General features: G+C 75.0%; 19 protein-coding genes and 1 other RNA gene. 16 read left to right on the forward strand and 4 right to left on the reverse strand.

Annotation, left to right across the window (positions count from 1 at the left end):
* Positions 1–35 precede the first annotated feature (35 nt).
* The gene (locus tag ACI79H_RS05330; protein WP_456553334.1) at positions 36–2,009 is read right to left on the reverse strand and encodes an FUSC family protein; all 1,974 of its coding nucleotides are present in this window, start codon (positions 2,007–2,009) and stop codon (positions 36–38) included.
* Positions 2,010–2,086: 77 nt separating this feature from the next.
* On the opposite strand from ACI79H_RS05330, the gene ACI79H_RS05335 reads away from it, so the two are divergent.
* Genes ACI79H_RS05335 through ACI79H_RS05345 form a run of 3 tightly spaced genes read left to right on the forward strand, consistent with a single transcriptional unit; the run spans position 2,087 to position 4,730 of the window.
* Positions 2,087–2,908 (forward strand): Nif3-like dinuclear metal center hexameric protein, encoded by an 822-nt coding sequence (locus ACI79H_RS05335; RefSeq protein WP_456553335.1) that lies wholly within the window; start codon positions 2,087–2,089, stop codon positions 2,906–2,908.
* On the forward strand, positions 2,905–3,645 hold the full coding sequence (locus tag ACI79H_RS05340; protein WP_456553336.1) for a zinc ribbon domain-containing protein: 741 nt from the start codon (positions 2,905–2,907) through the stop codon (positions 3,643–3,645). The genes ACI79H_RS05335 and ACI79H_RS05340 overlap by 4 nt, the downstream gene beginning before the upstream one ends.
* Positions 3,642–4,730, forward strand: a complete 1,089-nt coding sequence (locus ACI79H_RS05345) for a bifunctional RNase H/acid phosphatase (RefSeq protein WP_456553337.1) — start codon at positions 3,642–3,644, stop codon at positions 4,728–4,730. Before ACI79H_RS05340 ends, ACI79H_RS05345 begins: the two co-directional genes overlap by 4 nt.
* Here ACI79H_RS05345 and ACI79H_RS05350 read toward each other — a convergent pair.
* Together ACI79H_RS05350 and ACI79H_RS05355 are read right to left on the reverse strand one after the other, a co-directional pair.
* Positions 4,727–7,006, reverse strand: coding sequence for a putative bifunctional diguanylate cyclase/phosphodiesterase (locus ACI79H_RS05350; RefSeq protein WP_456553338.1), 2,280 nt, complete (start codon positions 7,004–7,006; stop codon positions 4,727–4,729). The genes ACI79H_RS05345 and ACI79H_RS05350 overlap by 4 nt on opposite strands.
* An 83-nt stretch (positions 7,007–7,089) precedes the next feature.
* A complete protein-coding gene (locus ACI79H_RS05355; RefSeq protein ID WP_456553339.1) occupies positions 7,090–7,848 on the reverse strand; it encodes a sulfite exporter TauE/SafE family protein in 759 nt (252 codons plus the stop codon).
* 99 nt (positions 7,849–7,947) lie between these two features.
* Here ACI79H_RS05355 and ACI79H_RS05360 point away from each other — a divergent pair, with 99 nt between their 5' ends.
* From ACI79H_RS05360 to ACI79H_RS05415, 12 genes are all read left to right on the forward strand, one after another.
* Positions 7,948–8,667 (forward strand): PIG-L deacetylase family protein, encoded by a 720-nt coding sequence (locus ACI79H_RS05360; RefSeq protein WP_456553340.1) that lies wholly within the window; start codon positions 7,948–7,950, stop codon positions 8,665–8,667.
* Positions 8,668–8,699: 32 nt separating this feature from the next.
* An RNA gene (gene rnpB, locus ACI79H_RS05365) (RNase P RNA component class A) lies at positions 8,700–9,112 on the forward strand.
* Between the two features lie 213 nt (positions 9,113–9,325).
* Positions 9,326–9,628, forward strand: a complete 303-nt coding sequence (locus tag ACI79H_RS05370) for a hypothetical protein (protein ID WP_456553341.1) — start codon at positions 9,326–9,328, stop codon at positions 9,626–9,628.
* A gap of 60 nt (positions 9,629–9,688) precedes the next feature.
* On the forward strand, positions 9,689–10,366 hold the full coding sequence (locus tag ACI79H_RS05375) for a prepilin peptidase (RefSeq protein WP_456553342.1): 678 nt from the start codon (positions 9,689–9,691) through the stop codon (positions 10,364–10,366).
* A gap of 238 nt (positions 10,367–10,604) precedes the next feature.
* Complete coding sequence (locus ACI79H_RS05380) at positions 10,605–10,817, forward strand: Flp family type IVb pilin (protein ID WP_456553343.1); 213 nt, start codon at positions 10,605–10,607, stop codon at positions 10,815–10,817.
* Between the two features lie 104 nt (positions 10,818–10,921).
* Positions 10,922–11,341, forward strand: coding sequence for a TadE/TadG family type IV pilus assembly protein (locus ACI79H_RS05385; protein ID WP_456553344.1), 420 nt, complete (start codon positions 10,922–10,924; stop codon positions 11,339–11,341).
* On the forward strand, positions 11,329–12,327 hold the full coding sequence (locus ACI79H_RS05390) for a TadE/TadG family type IV pilus assembly protein (protein WP_456553345.1): 999 nt from the start codon (positions 11,329–11,331) through the stop codon (positions 12,325–12,327). The genes ACI79H_RS05385 and ACI79H_RS05390 overlap by 13 nt, the downstream gene beginning before the upstream one ends.
* 9 nt (positions 12,328–12,336) lie before the next feature.
* Complete coding sequence (gene cpaB, locus ACI79H_RS05395; protein WP_456553346.1) at positions 12,337–13,041, forward strand: Flp pilus assembly protein CpaB; 705 nt, start codon at positions 12,337–12,339, stop codon at positions 13,039–13,041.
* The gene (locus ACI79H_RS05400; RefSeq protein WP_456553347.1) at positions 13,038–14,228 is read left to right on the forward strand and encodes an AAA family ATPase; all 1,191 of its coding nucleotides are present in this window, start codon (positions 13,038–13,040) and stop codon (positions 14,226–14,228) included. Before cpaB ends, ACI79H_RS05400 begins: the two co-directional genes overlap by 4 nt.
* Complete coding sequence (locus ACI79H_RS05405) at positions 14,225–15,721, forward strand: CpaF family protein (protein ID WP_456553348.1); 1,497 nt, start codon at positions 14,225–14,227, stop codon at positions 15,719–15,721. The genes ACI79H_RS05400 and ACI79H_RS05405 overlap by 4 nt, the downstream gene beginning before the upstream one ends.
* On the forward strand, positions 15,718–16,656 hold the full coding sequence (locus ACI79H_RS05410) for a type II secretion system F family protein (protein ID WP_456553349.1): 939 nt from the start codon (positions 15,718–15,720) through the stop codon (positions 16,654–16,656). Before ACI79H_RS05405 ends, ACI79H_RS05410 begins: the two co-directional genes overlap by 4 nt.
* Complete coding sequence (locus ACI79H_RS05415; protein WP_456553350.1) at positions 16,656–17,543, forward strand: type II secretion system F family protein; 888 nt, start codon at positions 16,656–16,658, stop codon at positions 17,541–17,543. The genes ACI79H_RS05410 and ACI79H_RS05415 overlap by 1 nt, the downstream gene beginning before the upstream one ends.
* Before the next feature lie 85 nt (positions 17,544–17,628).
* Here ACI79H_RS05415 and ACI79H_RS05420 read toward each other — a convergent pair whose 3' ends face one another.
* Entirely contained in the window at positions 17,629–17,964 is a 336-nt protein-coding gene (locus ACI79H_RS05420) for a hypothetical protein (protein ID WP_456553351.1), read from the reverse strand.
* A 149-nt stretch (positions 17,965–18,113) separates the two neighbouring features.
* Between ACI79H_RS05420 and ACI79H_RS05425 the strand changes: the two genes are divergently transcribed.
* A complete protein-coding gene (locus ACI79H_RS05425; RefSeq protein ID WP_456553352.1) occupies positions 18,114–19,241 on the forward strand; it encodes a baeRF2 domain-containing protein in 1,128 nt (375 codons plus the stop codon).
* Positions 19,242–19,253: the final 12 nt, after the last annotated feature.

Genomic DNA, 19,253 nt, shown 5'->3' on the forward strand with positions numbered 1-19,253 from the left:
CCACGGCCATGCGGCGCCCGGCCGCAACCGGAGGCTCAGCGCCGTCCGCGCAGGGGCCTGCGGCCGGGGGCGTTCTCGCGCACCAGGCGGCGGGCGGTGTCCACCTCGCGGGCCACGGGGGCGAGCACGCCGTCGGCGAGGATCTCGGCGTCGTCGTCGGGCGCGGGCACGCGGACGTCGTCCTCCAGCTGCCGGATCGCCCGGCGGAGGACGGCGACCTGGGCGAGGTCGGGGCCCGGCTCCCCGGCGCGGGTGGCGATGACCGCCTCGGTCACCGCGTCGGAGGTGCGCTCCAGGGCGACGATGACCGGCCACCAGGCTGCCGCGCGGGTGCTGATCGGGGGTGGCTCGGCCAGCCGCCGCTGCAGCTGGGTCTGCAGCTCGGTGAGCGCCCGGTAGTTGCGCCGGCGGGCGCGCCGGCGGTCGGCCGGGCCGCCGGTGAACGCCGCCGCCACGAACCCGTCGAGCGCGACCGCCGCGTCGTGCAGCGCCTGGTCCAGCGGCGCCCGCCAGGTCTGCGGCCACAGCAGGTAGCCGAACACCAGCACGATGGCGCAGCCGACGAGGGTGTCGACCAGCCGCTCGGCGACCAGTCCCGCGTTGTTCGGCAGCGTCAGGTCCAGCATCAGGATGATCACCGGCGTCTGGAACACCGAGAACAGCCCGAAGTTGGCCGCCCTCGCCCACGGCAGCACCGCGGCGAACAGCGCCATCGCGAGCAGCAGCCACGGGCTGCGGCTCAGGCCGGCGAGCACGGCCGAGCCGAGCAGTACGCCGAGCAGCGTGCCCGCTCCGCGCTGCACCGCCCGGCCGAACACGGAGCCGAAGTCGGGCTTGAGCACGATCGCCACGGTGAGCAGCACCCAGTAGGGCCGGTCGGTGGGCAGCAGCTGGCGGGCGATCTCCGCGACCGACATGCACAGCGCCAGGCGGACGGCGAATGCGCGGCTGTCCGCGCTGGCCACCGTGCGGTCGACCACGTCGTGCAGCCGCGAGCGGAGGGCCGCGGACTCCGGCAGCGCGGCCGCGCCGGCCCGCTCCTCCGGGTCGCCGACGACGCTCCACACCAGCCGGACGCCGTGCCGCACCGCCCGCTGGGGGTGCGGGCCGTCCTCCAGGGCCGGGGGACGCTCGCCGGGGAGCTCCCCGCGGCCGGCCAGCGCGGCGGCCAGGGCGTGCACGGCCGCGACGTCGGCGTCGTCGACGGGCACCCGCGCACGGGCCGCGGCCGCGGCGCCCTCGACCAGCGGTGCGGCGGAGTTGAGCACGCCGGCCAGCTCGGAGAGCTCGCGCACCCGGCCGGCGTGGTGGCTGCGGCTGCGGATGACCCGGTCGTAGGCGGCGTTCAGGGCGGTGGTGAGCTCCCGGCGGGCGCCCTCGGCGTGCTCGGCGTCACCGGCCTCGAGCAGCCCGGCGATGCGGGTGAAGACCGCGGCGACGGCGGCCCGGTCGGGGTCGACCACCTCGGTGCGGGTCTGCACCAGCGTGGTGAGCGTCGCCCACGCGGCACCGGCGAGGAAGAACGCCACCTCGGTGTGCCACGCCAGCGAGGTGACGAAGCCGGACGAGAGCGCCGTGTAGATCAGCAGCTGCAGCGAACCCAGCGACATCGTGGCGTTGACGGCGCTGATCTGCGCCGCGACCACCGAGATCAGCGCGACGACCACCACCGGTGCCCAGCCGCCGCCGGTCGCGAAGCCGCCGACGAGCAGGCCGACCGCACCGAACGCGGTGGCGGCGACGATCCGACGGAGCTTGTCCCGCAGCGGAGCGGCCTGCGGCGCGAGGGTCGCCACCAGGGCGCCCATGGTGCCGAAGGTGCCCGCACTCAGCGTCGTCCCGGGCTCGATGCCGCCCTCCACCGCGATGGCGAGCGCCAGCGGGGCGGGGATGGCCACCGCGAAGCGGACGACGTCCCGCCACGGGACGGCGGGGGAGCCGGTGCGCACCAGCTCCTCGAGCCACGCGGGAGCGCGCGGGCCCCTGGTCCGCCCCGCGTCGCCCGCCACGCCCTGAGCTTGTCACCGCCGGGCCCGGTCCTCTCGGCGACCGCGGGCGGGCGGACCCCTCGCGTACGGTCCCCGGCGTGGACGTGGACCTCGGCCGGGTGGTCGCGGCGCTCGAGGCGCGCTACGACCCGGCCCTCGCCGAGCCCTGGGACGCCGTCGGGCTGGTCTGCGGCGACCGGTCCGAGCCGGTGCGCCGCGTGCTGTTCGCCGTCGACCCGACCGCGGCCGTCGTCGACGAGGTGGTGGCGACCGGCGCCGACCTGCTGGTCACCCACCACCCGCTGTTCCTCACCCCGGTGCACGGGGTGCCCGCCGACGACCCGAAGGGCCGGCTGGTCCACCGGCTCGTGCGCGCCGGCGCGGCGCTGTTCGTGGCGCACACCAACGCCGACCGCGCGCCGGGGACCGGCGTCAACGCCGCACTGGCCGATGTCCTCGGCCTCACCGGCGCGGTGCCGCTGGAGCCCGCGGCGGGCGTGCCCGGCGCCGGTCTCGGCCGCATCGGGGAGCTCCCCGGGACCGTGACCCTGCGCGAGTTCGCGACCTCCGCCGCCCAGGTGCTCCCCGGTACCGCCGGCGGGGTGCGCGTGGCCGGGGACCTCGACCGGGAGGTGCGGCGGGTCGCGGTCTGCGGTGGGAGCGGCGGGTCGCTGCTGCCCGCGGCGGCAGCGGCGGGCGCCGACGTGCTGCTCACCAGCGACCTCAAGCACCACCCGGCCTCCGACGCGCTCGAGGTGGACGGCCCCGCGCTGTGCGACGTCGCGCACTTCGCCACCGAGTGGCCGTGGTTGCCGGTGGCCGCCGAAGCGCTGCGCGGCGACCTGGGCGGGGCGGTGGAGGTCGCCGTCTCGGAGCGGCGCACCGACCCGTGGCGTCTCTCGGTAGGTTCCTCCTCGTGAAGGTGGACCACTTCGAGCAGCAGAAGCTGCTGGAGCTCGCGGCCGAGGACGTCGCGCTGACCCAGCTGGCACACCGCAGGCGGACGCTGCCGGAGGTCGCGGCGGTGGAGGCCGCGGAGGAGTCCGAGCGCACCCTGTCCGCGGACGTCGTCCGCGCCGAGACCGAGGTGCGCGACCTGACCCGCGAGGTCCGCCGCCTGGAGTCCGACGTGGACACGGTGCGCCAGCGGGCGCGCCGCGACCAGGAGCGCCTGGACTCCGGCAGCGCGACGCCCAAGGAGATGACCAACCTCCAGCACGAGCTGGAGTCGCTGGGGCGGCGCCAGGCAGACCTCGAGGACCAGCAGCTCGAGCTCATGGAACGGCTGGAGACCGCCGAGTCCGCGCTCGCCGCGGCCCAGCAGGGGCAGGCCGAGGCCCGGGAGGCGCGGGAACGGGCCGAGCAGCTGCGCGACGACGCGCTGGCCGACATCGCCGACGGCACGACGCAGCACGAGGCCGCCCGCGCCGCGGTCGCCGGCGGCATCTCCGCGCCGTTGCTGTCGCTGTACGACCGCATCCGCACCCAGACCGGCACCACGGGTGCGGCGATGCTGCGGGCGCGCCAGTGCCAGGGCTGCCGGCTGGAGCTCTACGGCAACGAGCTGGCCGCCGTCCGCAACGCCGACCCGCACGAGGTGGTGCGGTGCGAGAACTGCGGCCGGATCCTGGTGCGCACCGCCGAGTCGGGGCTGTGACCCGCTTCATCGTCGAGGCCGACGGAGGTTCGCGCGGCAACCCCGGGCCGGCCGGCTACGGCGCCCTGGTGCGCGACGCCGACACCGGCGCGGTGCTCGCCGAGCGGGCCGCGTCGGTCGGGCGGGCCACCAACAACGTCGCCGAGTACGGCGGTCTGGTGGCGGGTCTGCAGGCGGCCCTGGACCTGGACGCCTCGGCCGACGTCGAGGTGCGCATGGACTCCAAGCTCGTCGTCGAGCAGATGTCGGGCCGCTGGCAGATCAAGCACCCGGACATGCGGCAGCTCGCGCTGCAGGCCCGCGACATCGCCGGCCGGCTGGGCAGCGTCCGCTACACCTGGGTGCCCCGGGCGCAGAACGGCGCGGCCGACGCGCTGGCCAACAGCGCGATGGACGGCAAGCCGGTGCACCGGGACATCGCTGCCGAGCCCTCGGTCACCGAGACCGACGTCCAGCCGGAGGAGCCCCGGCAGGTCGTCACCACGGTGACCCACCTGCTGCGGCACGGGCAGACCGAGCACACGCCGGAGCGTCGTTACAGCGGCCGCAACGACCTCCCGCTGTCCCGGACCGGCCGCGCCGAGGCCGAGGCAGCGGCGCACCGCGTCGCCGACCTGGGCATCGAGGTCGTGCTGGCCTCGCCGCTGCGCCGCACCCGCGAGACCGCCGAGATCGTCGCGGGGGTGCTGGGCCTGCCGGTCGAGCTGGACGAGGACCTGATCGAGCTCGACTTCGGCGACCTCGAGGGGCTGACCATGGCCGAGGCGCTGGCTCAGCACCCCCTGGCCGTCCGCCGGTTCATGTCCGATCTCGCGGTCCCCGCGCCCGGCGGGGAGTCGATCGCCGACGTCAGCACGCGGGTGGCCCGCGCGCGGCGGCGGATCCTGGACCGGTGCGCCGGGCAGTCGGTGCTCGTGGTCAGCCACGTGACGCCGATCAAGCTGATGCTGGCGGCGGGCCTGGGTGCCGGCGACGACGTCGTCCACCGGGTGTACCTGCAGGCCGCGTCGCTGTGCACGGTCGCGTGGTCCACCGACGGCCGCACCTCGGTGCGGCTGGTGAACGACACCGCGCACCTGCGCTAGGCGTCGGTCCCGACGACGGCGGAGAACTCGCGGTCCAGCATCCAGCGCTCCAGCACCGGCGCCGGCAGCGCGGGGGAGTGCAGCCAGCCCTGGCTGGTGTCGCAGCCCAGCGCGCGCAGGCGGGCCAGGGTGGGCTCGTCCTCGACGCCTTCGGCGACGACCCGCAGGCCCAGCCGGTGGGACAGGTCGATCGTGCTCGCGACGATCGCGTCGGTGCGGCGGTCGGTGAGCAGGTCGGCGGTAAACGAGCGGTCCAGCTTCAGCTCGCCGACCGGCAGGTCCCGCAGGTGGGCCAGCGACGAGTAGCCGGTGCCGTAGTCGTCCAGGCTCACCGTCACGCCGAGCGCGGCGAGGTCGGCCAGCACGGCGAGGCTCCGGTCGGGGTCGGTGAGCAGGACGCTCTCGGTCACCTCGAGCACGACCGAGGACGCCGGGACCGCGTGCTGCTCCAGCAGCGCCCCCACCCGGGCGGGCAACCCGGTGTCGAGCAGGTTGCTGGCGGAGAGGTTGACCGAGACGTGCAGCTGCAGCCCGCGACCGCGCCAGTCGGCGGCCTGGGCCACCGCCGCGCGCAGCACCTGCTCGGTGAGCGGCCCCATCAGACCGTGCACCTCGGCCAGCGGCAGGAAGTCCGCGGGACCGAGCAGCCCGCGCTCGGGGTGCGCCCACCGCACCAGGCACTCCACCCCGGCGACGCGGCCGTCGGCGACGTCGAGCTGCGGCTGGTGGTGCAGCACGAGCTCGTCGGCGGTGAGCGCCGTCCGCAGCTGCTCGACCAGCGCCAGGTGCCCGCTGCTGTCGGCGTGCTGGGCGGGGTCGTAGAGGGTGACGCCGCGGCCGGCCCGCTTGGCGTCGTACATGGCCACGTCGGCGCGGCGCAGCAGCTGGGCCGGCCGGTCGACGGCGGAGCTGCTCGTGGTGACGCCGATGCTCGCCGAGCAGTGCACGAACATGCCGCCGACGGGGAAGGGCTCCTCGAGCCGGGCGTGCAGCCGCTCACCGAGGACCAGTCCGGCCTGCTCGACCGGCGCGTCCTGGTCCAGCACGGCGACGACGGCGAACTCGTCGCCACCCAGCCGGCCGAGCAGGTCTCCCGAGCGCAGCGACGGCTCCAGGCGGCGGGCGACCAGCCGCAGGAGCTCGTCGCCGGTCGCGTGCCCGAGGGCGTCGTTGACCTCCTTGAACTTGTCCACGTCGAGCAGGGCGAGGGCGACGGGCGTGCCCTCCGCGGACAGCTCGGAGATGCGCCGGAGGACCGCCCGCCGGTTGGCCAGGCCGGTGAGCTCGTCGGTGAGCGCCTCCCGCCGGGTGACGGCGAGCTGGGCCAGCTCGCCGACGTTGAACGCCATCCGCAGGCCGGCGCCCGCCGTCGCGACCGCGGCGCACCACACGGCGACGGCGGTGCCCCCGGTGAGCGCGCCGACGACGAGCACCGCGGTCGAGGCGATGATGACGACGAAGGCGCCGATGATCGCCGCGGTGGGGTCGGCCGGCTGCGGCGCCGACCGGCGGGACCGCAGCACGGCGGCCGCGGCGAGGCAGAGCACCACGAGCGGGTGCACGCCGGGCAGCCACGCGGCGGTGTCGCCGCCGGCGAGGACCATGACCGCGGCGAGCACCCAGAGCACCTGGGAGCCGACGACGAGCCAGGTGCGGGGGTCGCGGCCCAGCCCCCCGAGGGACGGCAGGGTCAGGGCCGTTCCCAGGAGGACGAAGGCCACGGCGAGCTGGGCGAAGACCGCCTGCAGCTGCCACGCGGTCAGCCCGCCGAACCCGCCGCCGTCAGGCACGAGGACCAGGTTGAGGACCGCCACCACCGCGAGGACGGCGGAGGCGCCGTTCAGCGCGTCGTTCGGGTCGGCGACGCTCGTGCTGTGCCGGTTCCAGCGCACCAGCGCGCCGTAGATGAAGGGGAAGGCCGCCGCGGGGCTCCAGGCCAGCGGGACCGCGGCCAGGGGGCGGGTGGCCGCGACCAGGTGCAGCAGGACCGCGGCGACGATGCAGCCGACGAAGACCGCGGCGCCGACGGCGAGGCGGCTCCACACCGCGCGCTCGCTGGCCACGGTGCGGGCCCGCCAGACGAGCAGCCCGAGCAGCAGGACGTGGAGGAGGCCGAACAGGCCCAGGTCGACGAACAGGTCGACGCCCGGTCCGCCCTCCGGCCCGAGGATGCGCACCGCCGTCGGGATCCCCGAGAGCGCGGCGGCGAGCGCCACCAGCCCGAGCAGCCACCGGGGCGCTCCGGGCAGCAGCGGGGAACCCGCACGACCGGCCATGCCGCATCCATCGACCGACCGCGCCGCGAGGTGAACGCCGGGCGCCCCGGCTCACCCCTCGGGGGTGGGGGCGTCCGCGCAGGTCAGACCCGGAGGAAGAGGTAGATCGAGACGGCGACCCCGAAGGTGACGATCAGCGCCCGGAGCGCCGTGGCCGGGATGCGGGTCGCGATCCTCGCGCCGAGGAAGCCGCCCAGCAGGCTCGCAGGTGCCGCGACGGCCACGACGACCCAGTGCACCTCGCCGAAGATCCCGAAGACGACGACGGTGACGGTGGCGGTCACCGCGGACAGCGCCGACTTGAGCGCGTTGGCCAGCGGGAGCCGCTGCAGCGCCAGGCCCAGCACCCCGACGAGGATCACGCCCAGCGCGCCGCCGAAGTAGCCGCCGTACGCCGTCGCCAGGAACAGGGCGACGTAGAGCCAGGCCGGATCGCGGGTGGCCCCGCCGTCGGCCTGCGTGCGCCGCAGCCGCCGGGTGACCAGCGGCTGCACGGCCAGCAGCGAGCTGGCCAGGAGCACGAGCACGGGAACCACGACGTCGAAGGCCTCCGACGGCGTGGTGAGCAGCAGGACGCAGCCCGCGGTGCCGCCGAGGACGGCCACCGCGCCCAGCCGCAGCAGGCGCCGGCGCTGGCCGGCGTACTCGGCGCGGAAGCCGGCCACCCCGCCCAGGTAGCCCGGCCACTGGGCGACGGAGTTGGTCACGTTCGCCTCGACCGTGCCCAGGCCGAGGGCCACCAGGGTGGGGAAGAGGATGAGCGAGCCACCGCCCGCGATGGAGTTCACCCCGCCGGCCAGGAACGCCACCGCCGCGGCGATGACCAGGTCGGTAGCGGACACGGCGGAGAACCTACGGGGGCGCTCCGGTGCCGCCGCGCGAGGTGTCGGTCGACGCGCGCAGGCCTCGTCACGGCGGGCGCGCGGCGCGAGACTCGCCGCATGCCTCCTGCACCCATGCCCGACGACTGGCAGCGCGCCCTCGTCGTGGCCGCCCATCCCGACGACATCGAGTACGGCCTGGCCGCAGCCGTCGCGGTCTGGACGGCGGCCGGCAAGGAGGTGCACTACCTGCTGGCCACCCGGGGCGAGGCCGGGATGGAGGGCGTGCCCCCCGCCGAGGCGGGGCCGCTCCGGGAGGAGGAGGAGCGGCGCTCGGCGGCGGTCGTCGGCGTCAGCGAGGTGGAGTTCCTCGACCACCGGGACGGGACGCTCGTGGCCGGGCCGGAGCTGCGGCGCGACCTCGCGGCGGCGATCCGTCGGCACCGGCCGGAGCTCGTCGTCACCGGGTACTTCGGCGCGACGTGGACCCCGCCCGGTGTCTCGCCGGCGTACGTGAACTCGGCCGACCACCGGGCGCTCGGCCAGTCGGTGGTCGACGCCGTCGCCGACGCGGGCAACGAGTGGATCTTCCCGGACCTCGCCGAGGAGCGGTGGAGCGGCGTCCAGTACATCGCGGTGGGGGAGATGACCGACCCGCCGCACGAGGTCGACGTCAGCGACACCGTCGAGCTCGCCGTCGCCTCGCTGGTCGAGCACCGGCGCTACCTGGAGATCCTCTCCAGCGAGCCGGTGGAGGAGCAGGCGCGCCAGGTCGTCGACATGTCGACGTTGCGCGAGGACGGCGGGCGCCGCGTCGGGTTCCGCCTCTTCTGGGGCTGAGCGGCCGCCCCCTAGACTGGCCGCACGACGGACGAGTCGGCCGGGCGGTCGCGTCGGCGGGGGAGACCCCGTCGCCGAGGAACGTCCGGGCTCCACAGGGCAGGGTGGTCGTTAACAGCGACCCGGGGCGACCCGCGGGACAGTGCCACAGAGAACAGACCGCCAGCGGCTCGCCGCTGGTAAGGGTGAAACGGCGGTGTAAGAGACCACCGCGCACCGGGTGACCGGTGCGGCTCGGTAAACCCCACCCGGAGCAAGGTCAAGAAGGGACGGCGGCCCGGGAAACCGGGCAGCCGTCCTGCGCAGGCGTTCGAGGGCGGCCCGCCCGAGCCTGCGGGTAGACCGCTCGAGCCTGCCGGCAACGGCAGGCCTAGATGGATGACCGCCCATCGGGAGGCCGTGAGGCACCCGTGGACAGAACCCGGCGTACAGGCCGACTCGTCCGTCGTCCCTCCGCGAGATCTGCACACTCGGGGCCTTCAGCTGCTCGATGGCCCCGAGTGTGCAGATCTCGTGGCCGGTCGTCAGGGGGCGAAGGTGGAGCGCGCCCTTGTGGCCGCGGGCCTGCGCCGACCTCAGCACGCCCGCGGCACTTCCGCCCGCTCTGCACCGACGCGATCCTGAGGTGGCTGGCAGTCCGCACGGAGGGGAGATCCCCATGCCGCACCACACCCGCGCACCCAGCCGGAAGGACCGGCCCGTCGTCGTGACGCGGCCCGTCGAGATCAGGACGGTGGCCGTCCAGGGCCTCGCGGCCGGAGCCGCGTCGGCCGGCGCCATGGCGGTCGGGGCACTCGCGGTCGGCGCGCTCGCGATCGGGGCGCTGGCGGTCGGCGCGCTGGCCGTCGGTCGCCTCACCCTCGGGCGCGCGGACATCCGCGATCTCCGCGTCGGCCGGCTGGAGGTGGGCGAACTGGTCGTCCGGTCGACGGCGGACGGCAGCGCCCCCACCACCGGCTGACCACTCCGGCAGCCCGCGCCCTCCCCGACGGGGGGCGGTCGCTGTGCCAGGGTGGCCGCCGTGTCCGTGCTGCCCGCCGTCGTCCTGGGCCTGTTCGGCATCGGGGTCGGCACGGTCGTGGACCGGTCCGCGGCGCGGTACCCGTGGGCGCGAGGAGCCGGTCTCGGCGACGTCCTCGGGCCGGGCCCCCGGGCGGCGCGGCCGCCGGTGCTCGAGCTCGTCACCGCCGCGGTCCTCGCCCTCGTCGGGCTGCGCTTCGGCTGGTCGGCGGAGCTGCCCGCGTGGGTGTGGTTCGCGGCGGTGGCGCTCCTGCTGGCGGTGATCGACCTGCGCCGGCAGCTGCTGCCCAACCGGGTGCTGCTGCCGGGCACGGTCGTCATGGTCGGCCTGCTGGCGCTCGCGGCCGGCCTGCACGACGCCTGGCCCGACCTCGGGCGCGCGCTGCTCGCCGGGGCGGTCGCCTTCCTCGTCCTGCTGGGCATGGCGCTGCTGGCGCCGACCGGGCTGGGCATGGGCGACGTGAAGCTCGCGGCCCTGCTGGGCCTGGTCCTCGGGTGGTTCTCCTGGGACGCCGTGCTGCTCGGCTTCTTCCTCGGCTTCGTCGTCCAGGCGGTCCTCGCGCTGGTGCTGCTGACCGCCCGGCGGGCCGGCCGGGACACGGAGCTGCCCTTCGGCCCGGCGCTGCTGGCGGGTGCGCTGGCGACCGTCCTCCTGGCGGGGGACTGGGCGGCCCTGTAGCGGGACGGCTCCGCTGCGTCATCACGCAGCGTCATCGGTTCGGGCGACGGAGGGTCACCGGGTCGAGTGCCTGCGCGGTTCTGAAACCTCCGCATCCCCTCGGACGGAGGTCCCCCCGAGGGGTGACGGCACCCGGCCAGCCCCTGTTGCCCCGGTGAGCGGTCCCCGATCTTGATGGAGCCGCGACCCCGGTCACCACGGCCCGACAAGTCGACGGCGGACCTCTCAGGAGATCACCGTGATCAACCCGTTCATCGCTCTGCAGCTGCTGGCCCTGGACCTCAGCGACCGCGTCAAGCGCGAGGAGAAGGGCGCCAGCGCCGTCGAGTACGCGCTGCTCGTCGGCCTGATCGCCGCCGCCGTCGTCGCCGCCGTGACGATCTTCAAGGGCAAGCTCGACGGCCTGTTCAACAACATCAACGTCAACGGGACGGCTCCCAAGACCTCCTGACGCCCGTCCAGCACCACGACGGGCCGGGGGAGGCGGTGCGGTCCCGCACGGGACCACACCGCCTGCCCGCCCAGCCACCAGCAGCTCGAGAAGGGAGGACACCGATGAACGCCCGGCTCCGCAGAGGTCCCGCAGGTCGCCTGCTCGGCGAGCGCGGGGCGGTGGCCGTCGAGTTCGCGCTCGTCGTCCCGCTCCTGCTGCTCTTCCTCTTCAGCCTCATCTCGGTCAGCCGCGCCTTCCAGGTGCAGGCCACCCTGTCGGCCGCGGCGCGCGAGGCCGCGCGCACGATGGCCCTCGAGAACAGCACCAGCGCCGCCCAGGGCGCGGCCGTCTTCGCCGCGTCCACCTCGGACGTCCCGCTCAGCGCCGGGCAGGTGTCCATCTCGCCCGCCACGTGCAGCGGCAAGAGCCCTGACACCGACGTCACCGTCACCATCACCCACCAGTTCCAGCCGGTCGGCAGCTTCGCCGGCGGCATCGCCTTCCCCATCACCAGCAAGGCGGTGTTCCGGTGCGGCGGCTGACCGGCCGTCGCCCGCGACCGGTGCACCCGCTCCGGCGGCTGCACGAGGAACGCGGCGCGATCGCCGTGATGCTCGCCCTCCTCATGCCGATCCTCTTCGGCCTGGCCGCCATCGCCATCGACGTCGCCGGCGTCTGGTCGGCCCGCCAGCAGGTCGAGAACGGCGCGGATGCCGCCGTCCTCGCCGTCGCCATGGACTGCGCCGCGAACAACTGCGGTGACATCAAGAGCACCGCCGAGGACGCCTTCTGGGCCAACAACCGCGCGGCCAAGCTCACCGACCTGGGTCCCGGCGAAGGCTGGGTGGCGGTCAACGGCCGCGAGGTCAGCGTCACGCAGAAGAAGCCCTGGGTCGTGAACCACTTCTTCGCCGGCGCGCTCGGGCAGGGCAAGGGCGAGCTCTCCGTCCAGTCCTACGCCCGGTGGGCCCCGGCCAGCCGGGGACGGGCCGATGCCCCGGTCGGCATCAGCTGGTGCGTCTACAAGTCCGCCATCACCCCGGGCGGGAACGCCTACGGCAGCGACAAGGGGTCACCGGGCACCCACGCGACGGCGACGATCCCGCTCGAGACCTCCTTCGGCCCGGGCAACTGCCCCGGCCCCTCCGGCACCGTGCCGAACGGCACCGCCCTCACCACCCCGACCACCGGCGAGTGCCGCACCACCTCGGAGTGGAAGCAGTCGGTCACCGCCTCGACCAAGAGCTTCGCGGCGCTCGGCTCCGGCTGCGACGCCGCGCGGCTCTCCTCGCTCGTCGGCGGCACCATCGTCCTCCCCGTCTGGGACTCGGTGACCGGCGCGGGCACGGCCGGCGCGAGTTTCCGCGTCCACGGCTACGCCGCCTTCCGCGTCACCAGGTACGTCGCCTCCGGGCCCGCGCTCGAGGGCTACTTCGTCTACGCCGGCCACCAGACCGACGACACCACGCCGCCCACCACCACGGCTCCCGACCTGGGTGCCCGTGCCGTCTTCCTCGACCACCAGTAGGGACCAGCGATGCCACGCCGACTCCTGGCCGCCACCGCGGCCGTGCTCCTCGCCCTCACGGGTGCGTTCGTGCTCATCAGCTACGCCAACGGCGCCGACGCTCGCGCCCGCGCCGACGAGGACCTCGTCTCCGTCCTGGTCGTGGACGCCGAGGTCCCCGCCGGCACGCCGGCTTCCGGCCTCAGCACCTCCACGGTCGAGGTCCCCAGCCGGCTGGTCTCCGACGACGCGGTCACCGACCTCGCCACCCTCGGCGAGCGGGTCTCGGCGACCGTCCTCCTGCCGGGCGAGCAGCTGCGCACGGCGCGCTTCACCGACGCCTCCCGGGTGGCCGACCCCGGCACCGTGGCGGCCCCCGAGGGCATGGTCGAGGTGAGCGTGACGCTCGACGGGCAGCGCGCCGTGGCCGGTGCCGTCCGACCGGGCGACAAGGTCGGGGTCCAGCTCACCAGCCAGGAAGCGGCCGGAGCCGGGGTCGACGCCTACAGCGTCTTCCGCGTCTTCCACGGCGTCCTGGTCACCCGCGTGGCCGCGCCCGAGAACGTCGGCGACCCGACCGCGTCCTACCTGATCACCCTCGCCATGCAGCCGGCGGACGCGGAGGTCTTCGTCCTCGGCTCGTCCGCGACCTCTGTCTACCTGTCCCTCGAGGAGCGCTCCGGCGCCGCCGAGGGCGACACCACCACCACCGTCTCCATGGGAGCAGACCAGTGAGCACCGTCCTGATGATCGGCGTCGGCGCGGACCTCGCCCGGCGGATCACCGCCCGGCACGACGGCGACGTCGTCGAGCTCGGCGTCGACGCCCTCGACGAGGCCGGCGGTCTGGTCGCCCGGCTCGAGGTGCAGGTCCCGCCGGCGGCCGTCGTCCTCGGCACCCGCGTCCCGATGGACAAGGCGTTCGAGCTGGCCGGCCGGGTGGACGTCTCCGAGGCGACCAGCATCGTGCTGGTCGTCGAGGACGCGGAGCCCGAGACCTGGATGGCGGCCATGCGGGCCGGTGTCCGTGACGTCCTGGACGCCGCTGCCGGCCCGGAGGAGATCACCGCCGTCCTGCAGCGCGCCGGTCAGCTGGCCCGTGCCCGCCGTGACATGCGGACGGCGACGGCGCCGGCCCGCCCCGAGCGCCGGGTGGTCGTCGTCGCGTCGCCGAAGGGTGGCGTGGGCAAGACGACCGTGTCGACCAACCTGGCCGTCGGCCTGGCGCAGAGCGGGCTGGGCTCGACGGTCGTCGTCGACCTGGACATGCAGTTCGGCGACGTGGCCAGCGGGTTGGCGCTCGTGCCGGAGTACACGCTGCCCGACACGGTGCACGGCGCGGCCAGCAGCGACCCGCTGCTGCTCAAGACGTTCCTGTCCCGCCACCCCAGCGGTCTGCACGTGGTGGCCGGCAGCGACTCGCCGGCCGCCGGTGACTCGGTCACCGCCGAGCAGGTCGGTCGGCTGATCGACACCCTGAGCCGGGAGTTCCGCTACGTCGTCATCGACACCGCGCCCGGCCTGTCCGACCACACGCTGGTGGCGCTGGAGCGGGCCACCGACCTGGTGCTGGTCAGCAGCATGGACGTCCCCGGCGTGCGCGGCATGCGCAAGGAGCTCGACGTCCTGACCGAGCTCGGCCTCGTGCCGGCCGGCCGTCACCTCGTCCTGAACATGGCCGACACGGCCGGGGCGCTCTCCCTGGCCGACGTCGCGACCACGATCGGCGCGCCGCTGGACGTCGTGCTGCCGCGCAGCAAGGCCGTCCCGCTGTCGACCAACACCGGCGTGCCGCTGCTGGAGAGCGGTGCCCGGGACGCCGTCGGCAAGGGCCTGCAGAGCCTGCTCGCCCGGCTGCTGCCCGAGCAGGACGAGGCCCGCGGCGCCGGCCTGCTCGACCGGCTGCGGAGCGTCGGGCGATGAGCCTCAGCGCACGCCTGGCGACGGCGCGGGGCGAGGAGGTCTTCGGGTCCGACCCGGCCCGCACGCCGCTGCCGGCCCCGCGGGTGACCGAGGACAGCGGATCGCTGGCCACGCGGGTCGCGGCCGTCACGGGGGAGGAGGACGGCGCGTCCGGCACCCCGGTGGCCGAGGTGCACGCGGAGGTCCCCGGCGGCGGGCTGACGCGGCTCAAGGAGCGCGCCGGCCAGGCGCTGTTCGAGCGGCTGGGCAGCAAGCTCAACGACCCGGACCTGCCCGAGGAGCAGCTGCACGCGCTGGTGCGCACCGAGCTGCAGCGCGTCATCGCCAACGACCAGACCAACGCGCTGTCCGGTGAGGACCGCCGGCGGCTCATGTCCGAGATCACCGACGAGGTCCTCGGGCACGGCCCGCTGCAGCCCTACATCGACGACCCGGGCGTCTCCGAGATCATGGTGAACGGCGCGGACGCCATCTACGTCGAGCGCAACGGCCGGCTCACCCGGACGTCGACGGCCTTCGCGTCGGAGGCCCACCTGCGCCGGGTCATCGAGCGCATCGTGTCCCGCGTCGGGCGGCGCATCGACGAGTCCTCACCGCTGGTGGACGCCCGCCTGCCCGACGGCTCCCGGGTCAACGCGGTCATCCCGCCGCTGGCCTTCGGCGGCTCGTCGCTGACCATCCGGAAGTTCAGCCGCAAGCCGCTGCAGGTCAGCGACCTGATCGGCTTCGGCACCCTGTCCACGGAGATGGCCGAGCTGCTGCAGGCCTGCGTCGAGGCGCGGCTGAACATCATCGTGTCCGGCGGTACGGGGACCGGGAAGACGACGCTGCTCAACGTGCTGTCCTCCTTCATCCCGGAGGGCGAGCGCATCGTCACCATCGAGGACGCCGTCGAGCTGCAGCTGCAGCAGGAGCACCTGGTGCGCCTGGAGTCGCGGCCGGCCAACATCGAGGGCAAGGGCGAGATCAGCATCCGCGACCTCGTCCGGAACTCCCTGCGCATGCGGCCCGACCGCATCGTGGTCGGCGAGGTCCGCGGCGGCGAGAGCCTCGACATGCTCCAGGCGATGAACACCGGCCACGAGGGCTCGCTGTCCACCGTGCACGCCAACTCCCCGCGCGACGCGCTGGCGCGGCTGGAGACCCTGGTGCTCATGGCGGGCATGGACCTTCCGCTGCGCGCGGTCCGCGAGCAGGTCGCCTCCGCGGTCGACGTCGTCGTGCAGATCAGCCGGCTGCGCGACGGCACCCGCCGCATCACGCACGTGACCGAGGTCCAGGGCATCGAGGGCGACGTCCTCACGCTGCAGGACGCCTACCTCTTCGACTACTCCGCCGGCACCGACCTCAACGGCCGGTTCCTCGGCAAGGCGGTGCCCACCGGGGTGCGCCCGCGGTTCGCCGACCGGTTCGCCGAGCTGGGCATCACGGTGTCCCCGCGCGTGTTCGGCGCGGCTCCCGAGCGCACCGGTCCGCGGAAGGCCGCGCGATGAGCGCGCCGGCGTGGCTCGGCGCCGTCCTGTGCCTCGCCGCCGTGGCCGCCCTGGTCGCCGCGTTCGTCGTGCCCGCACGTACCCGGGTCCCCCTGACCCGGCTGGACCCCACCGCGCAGCAGGCGCCCTCCCGGCTCGCCGGTGCGGCCGAGTCCACGACCGCGTTCGTGGACCGGGTGCTCGCCAGGGAGAAGCGCCGGGAGCGCCTCGAGGCGGAGCTGGAGAAGGCCGGCATCACGATGCGGCCGGCCGAGTTCCTGCTGGTCACGGCCGGTGCGGCGGCGGGAGCGGGTGCGTTCGGTCTGCTGCTCGGCGGTGCTCTGGGCGCGTTCCTCCTCGTGCTGGCCGCCCCGGCCGGCGCCTACCTGTTCGTCGGGATCCGGCGGCGTCGCCGGGCTGCGGCGTTCGCCGCGCAGCTCGACGACTCGCTGCAGCTGCTGAGCGGCAGCCTCCGGGCCGGGCACAGCATCCTCCGGGCCATCGACGCCGTGTCCCGTGACACCCAGTCGCCCACCTCCGACGAGTTCGCCCGCGTGGTCAACGAGACCCGGGTCGGCCGCGACGTCAACGACGCGCTGGCCGAGGTCGCCGAGCGTGTCGGCAGCGAGGACTTCGCCTGGGTGGTGCAGGCCATCGGCATCCACCGCGAGGTGGGCGGCAACCTGGCCGAGGTGCTGGACCGGGTGGCCGACACCATCCGCGACCGTGCCGAGCTGCGCCGCGAGGCGGTCGCGCTCTCGGCCGAGGGCCGGGTCTCCGGCACCGTCCTCCTGGTGATGCCGGTGGGGGTCACCCTCGTCCTGGCGATGGTGGCGCCGGACTACCTGGCGACCCTGTTCGCCTCGACCGGCGGCCTCGTGGTCGTCGGGATCGCCGCCACGCTCATGGTCGTCGGGGCGGTCTGGCTCCGCGCGCTGGTCAAGGTGAGGTTCTGATGCCGATCACGCTGCTCCTCGCGGTCGCCGCCGTCGTGCTGCCGCTGGCCTACCTGACCCAGGGCCTCGTGCTCGGGTCGGGCCGGGTGGTCTCCATCGCCCGGCGCAACCTGACCCGCGGCCTGCACGCGACGACGCCCGAAGCCGGCTCGCTGGAGTCGCGTGGCACCGGCTTCTCCTCGCTGCTCCGCGTCCTGACGCCGGACACGTCCGCGCGCCGGATGCGCCGGCTGGTGGACCTGGCCGGCGGTGGACAGGCGCTGACCCTCACCCGGGTGCTCTGGGCCAAGCTCGTCCTGGCGGCGGTCGCGGCGCTCGTCGGCCTCGCGGTGCTCGCCTCGGGGGGCGGGCTGCTCGCCTGGATCGCCGTCCCCGCCGTGGTCGCCGGCGCCTACCACCTGCCGGAGGCGGTCGTGTGGGGCCGCGGGCAGGAGCGCCAGAAGGCGATCGCCCACGAGCTGCCCGACACCCTGGACCAGATGACCGTGGCGGTGTCCGCCGGGCTCGGCTTCGAGGCCGCCATGGCCCGGACCGTCGCCAGCGGGCGCGGCCCCCTCGCCCAAGAGCTGAGCCGCACGATGCAGGACGTCGCGGTCGGCCGCCCCCGGCGCGAGGCCTACGACGCCCTGCTCCGGCGCACCGAGGTGCCCGAGCTGCGGCGGTTCGTCAGCGCGATCAACCAGGCGGACTCGTACGGCATCGGCATCACCGACGTCCTGCGGGTGCAGGCCGACGAGATGCGCGTGAAGCGGCGGCAGCGCGCCAAGGAGGAGGCGATGAAGGTGCCGGTCAAGGTGACCTTCCCGCTGATGCTCTGCCTGCTGCCGGCCCTGCTGCTCGTGGTGGTCACGCCGGCGGTCATGGGACTGGCCGACTCCCTGGGCTGAACCGCGACCCGCGGTCCCTCCACGAGATCTGCGCACCCGGGGCATCCAGCACGCCGAGGACCCCGAGTGCGCAGATTTCGTGCTGTCAGCGGGGCTGCGCCGGGTTGGTCGGGTCGCCCTGCGACGGCGGGTTGACCGGCGGGCCGCTGGTCTGCTCGGAGACCTTCGACCCGCCGGCGGCGTGCACCGGGTCGTCGGCGGCGGCCGCGGCCGGGTCGCCGCCGGACGGCTGGGCGCCGTCCTTCAGCGAGCTCAGGCGGTGGTTCATCATCTGCACCACCTGGATCCGGTTCGCATGACCCCGCTCGTACTCGAGCAGCGTCTGCAGCCCCGTCGCGTCCAGGCTGCGGATGCGCGAGGTGAGCGCTCCCACCTGTAGCTGGTCGTAGTCGGGAATCGGCAACTCGTCGTGCTCGGTCATGCCGACCGCCTACCCCCGCCTCCTCGATCCGACACCGGGTGTGAGGCAGCGGGTCGTGGGTAGGCGGCGACCACGACGACGTCGCGGTCGAGCAGAGGCCGGGACGTCCCCCGAAGCACGAAGAACCACCGAGGAGTTGTCCCCCCGACATGGACGTGTCCTTCCTGGCGCCGGTCTTCGCCACCCCCGGCCCGTACGCCACGGTCTGCGCGGACGTCACGCACACCACCGAGAACGCCGACGCGGAGCTCGAGCTCCGCGTCCGGGGCATCGCCGAGCAGCTGACCGGGCAGGGCGCCCCCGAGGCGGTCGTCGACGCCGTGCGCGGCCGGTTGCTCGAGGGCAACGACGGCGGCCAGGCGGGGACGCTGCGCGGCCGCGCCCTGGTCGTGGCGTCCGACGGTTCGGTCGTCCTCGACGAGATCCTCGCCGATGCCCCGGGTCAGGCCCTGGCCTCGTGGACCCCGCAGCCCGACGTCCTGCCGGTGCTGCGCCAGCTGGCCGCGCGCGTCCCGCACGTCGTCGTGCTCGCCGACCGCGTCGGTGCCGACATCGTCGCCGTCGGCCTGTCGGGCGACGAGCACGAGGAGCAGGTGGAAGGCGACAGCTTCCACATGCGCAAGGTCAAGGTCGGCGGCTGGGCGCACAACACCTACATGCACACCGCGGAGAACCAGTGGGAGGAGAACATGGGCCGGGTGGCCGACGAGGTCGGCGACCTCGTCGGCGGGCTGCGGGCCCGCTTCGTCCTCGTCGCCGGTGACGTCCGCGCGCGGCAGCTCCTCTCCGACAAGGCCGCGCCGGCCTGGGCCGACCTGGTCGTCTCCACCGACGAGGGCGGACGCGCCGCCGGCGCGGACCGGGAGCCGGTGACCCGCCGGGCGGCGGAGCTGGTCGCCGAGCACGAGGCCCGGGAGATCGCCCAGGCGGTCGAGCAGGTGCAGGCCGCCGGCGCGCACGGGCTCGCGGTCACCGGGACGGCGGCGGTCGTCGAGGCGCTGCGCAAGGGGCAGGTCGAGACCCTGCTGCTGGCCGAGCCGTTCGACGCCGACGCCACGCTGCTCGTGGGGAGCAGCCCCCTGGAGCTCGGCACCGGGCAGCAGGACATGGACGCCCTCGGCACCCACGGGCAGGTCGTCCCGGCCGGCACCGCCCTGGTCGCCGCCGCCGTGGCCGGCGCGGCCGGCCTCGTCGTCGTCCCCCAGGCGGCGCTGCCCGACCACCCCGTCGCCGCCGTCCTGCGCTACACCGACGACTCCACGTCGTCGGGTCAGTGACCCCGCACCCAC

It is taken from the genome of Blastococcus sp. SYSU D01042 (genome assembly GCF_054050515.1).

Bases quoted from the DNA above. Each gene is read 5' to 3' on its own strand.
- ACI79H_RS05410 (WP_456553349.1), top strand. From the start codon at position 15,718: ATGAGCGCGCCGGCGTGGCTCGGCGCCGTCCTGTGCCTCGCCGCCGTG.
- ACI79H_RS05370 (WP_456553341.1), top strand. From the start codon at position 9,326: ATGCCGCACCACACCCGCGCACCCAGCCGGAAGGACCGGCCCGTCGTC.
- cpaB (WP_456553346.1), top strand. From the start codon at position 12,337: ATGCCACGCCGACTCCTGGCCGCCACCGCGGCCGTGCTCCTCGCCCTC.
- ACI79H_RS05420 (WP_456553351.1), bottom strand. From the start codon at position 17,964: ATGACCGAGCACGACGAGTTGCCGATTCCCGACTACGACCAGCTACAG.
- ACI79H_RS05415 (WP_456553350.1), top strand. From the start codon at position 16,656: ATGCCGATCACGCTGCTCCTCGCGGTCGCCGCCGTCGTGCTGCCGCTG.
- ACI79H_RS05385 (WP_456553344.1), top strand. From the start codon at position 10,922: ATGAACGCCCGGCTCCGCAGAGGTCCCGCAGGTCGCCTGCTCGGCGAG.
- ACI79H_RS05425 (WP_456553352.1), top strand. From the start codon at position 18,114: ATGGACGTGTCCTTCCTGGCGCCGGTCTTCGCCACCCCCGGCCCGTAC.
- ACI79H_RS05360 (WP_456553340.1), top strand. From the start codon at position 7,948: ATGCCTCCTGCACCCATGCCCGACGACTGGCAGCGCGCCCTCGTCGTG.
- ACI79H_RS05405 (WP_456553348.1), top strand. From the start codon at position 14,225: ATGAGCCTCAGCGCACGCCTGGCGACGGCGCGGGGCGAGGAGGTCTTC.
- ACI79H_RS05350 (WP_456553338.1), bottom strand. From the start codon at position 7,006: ATGGCCGGTCGTGCGGGTTCCCCGCTGCTGCCCGGAGCGCCCCGGTGG.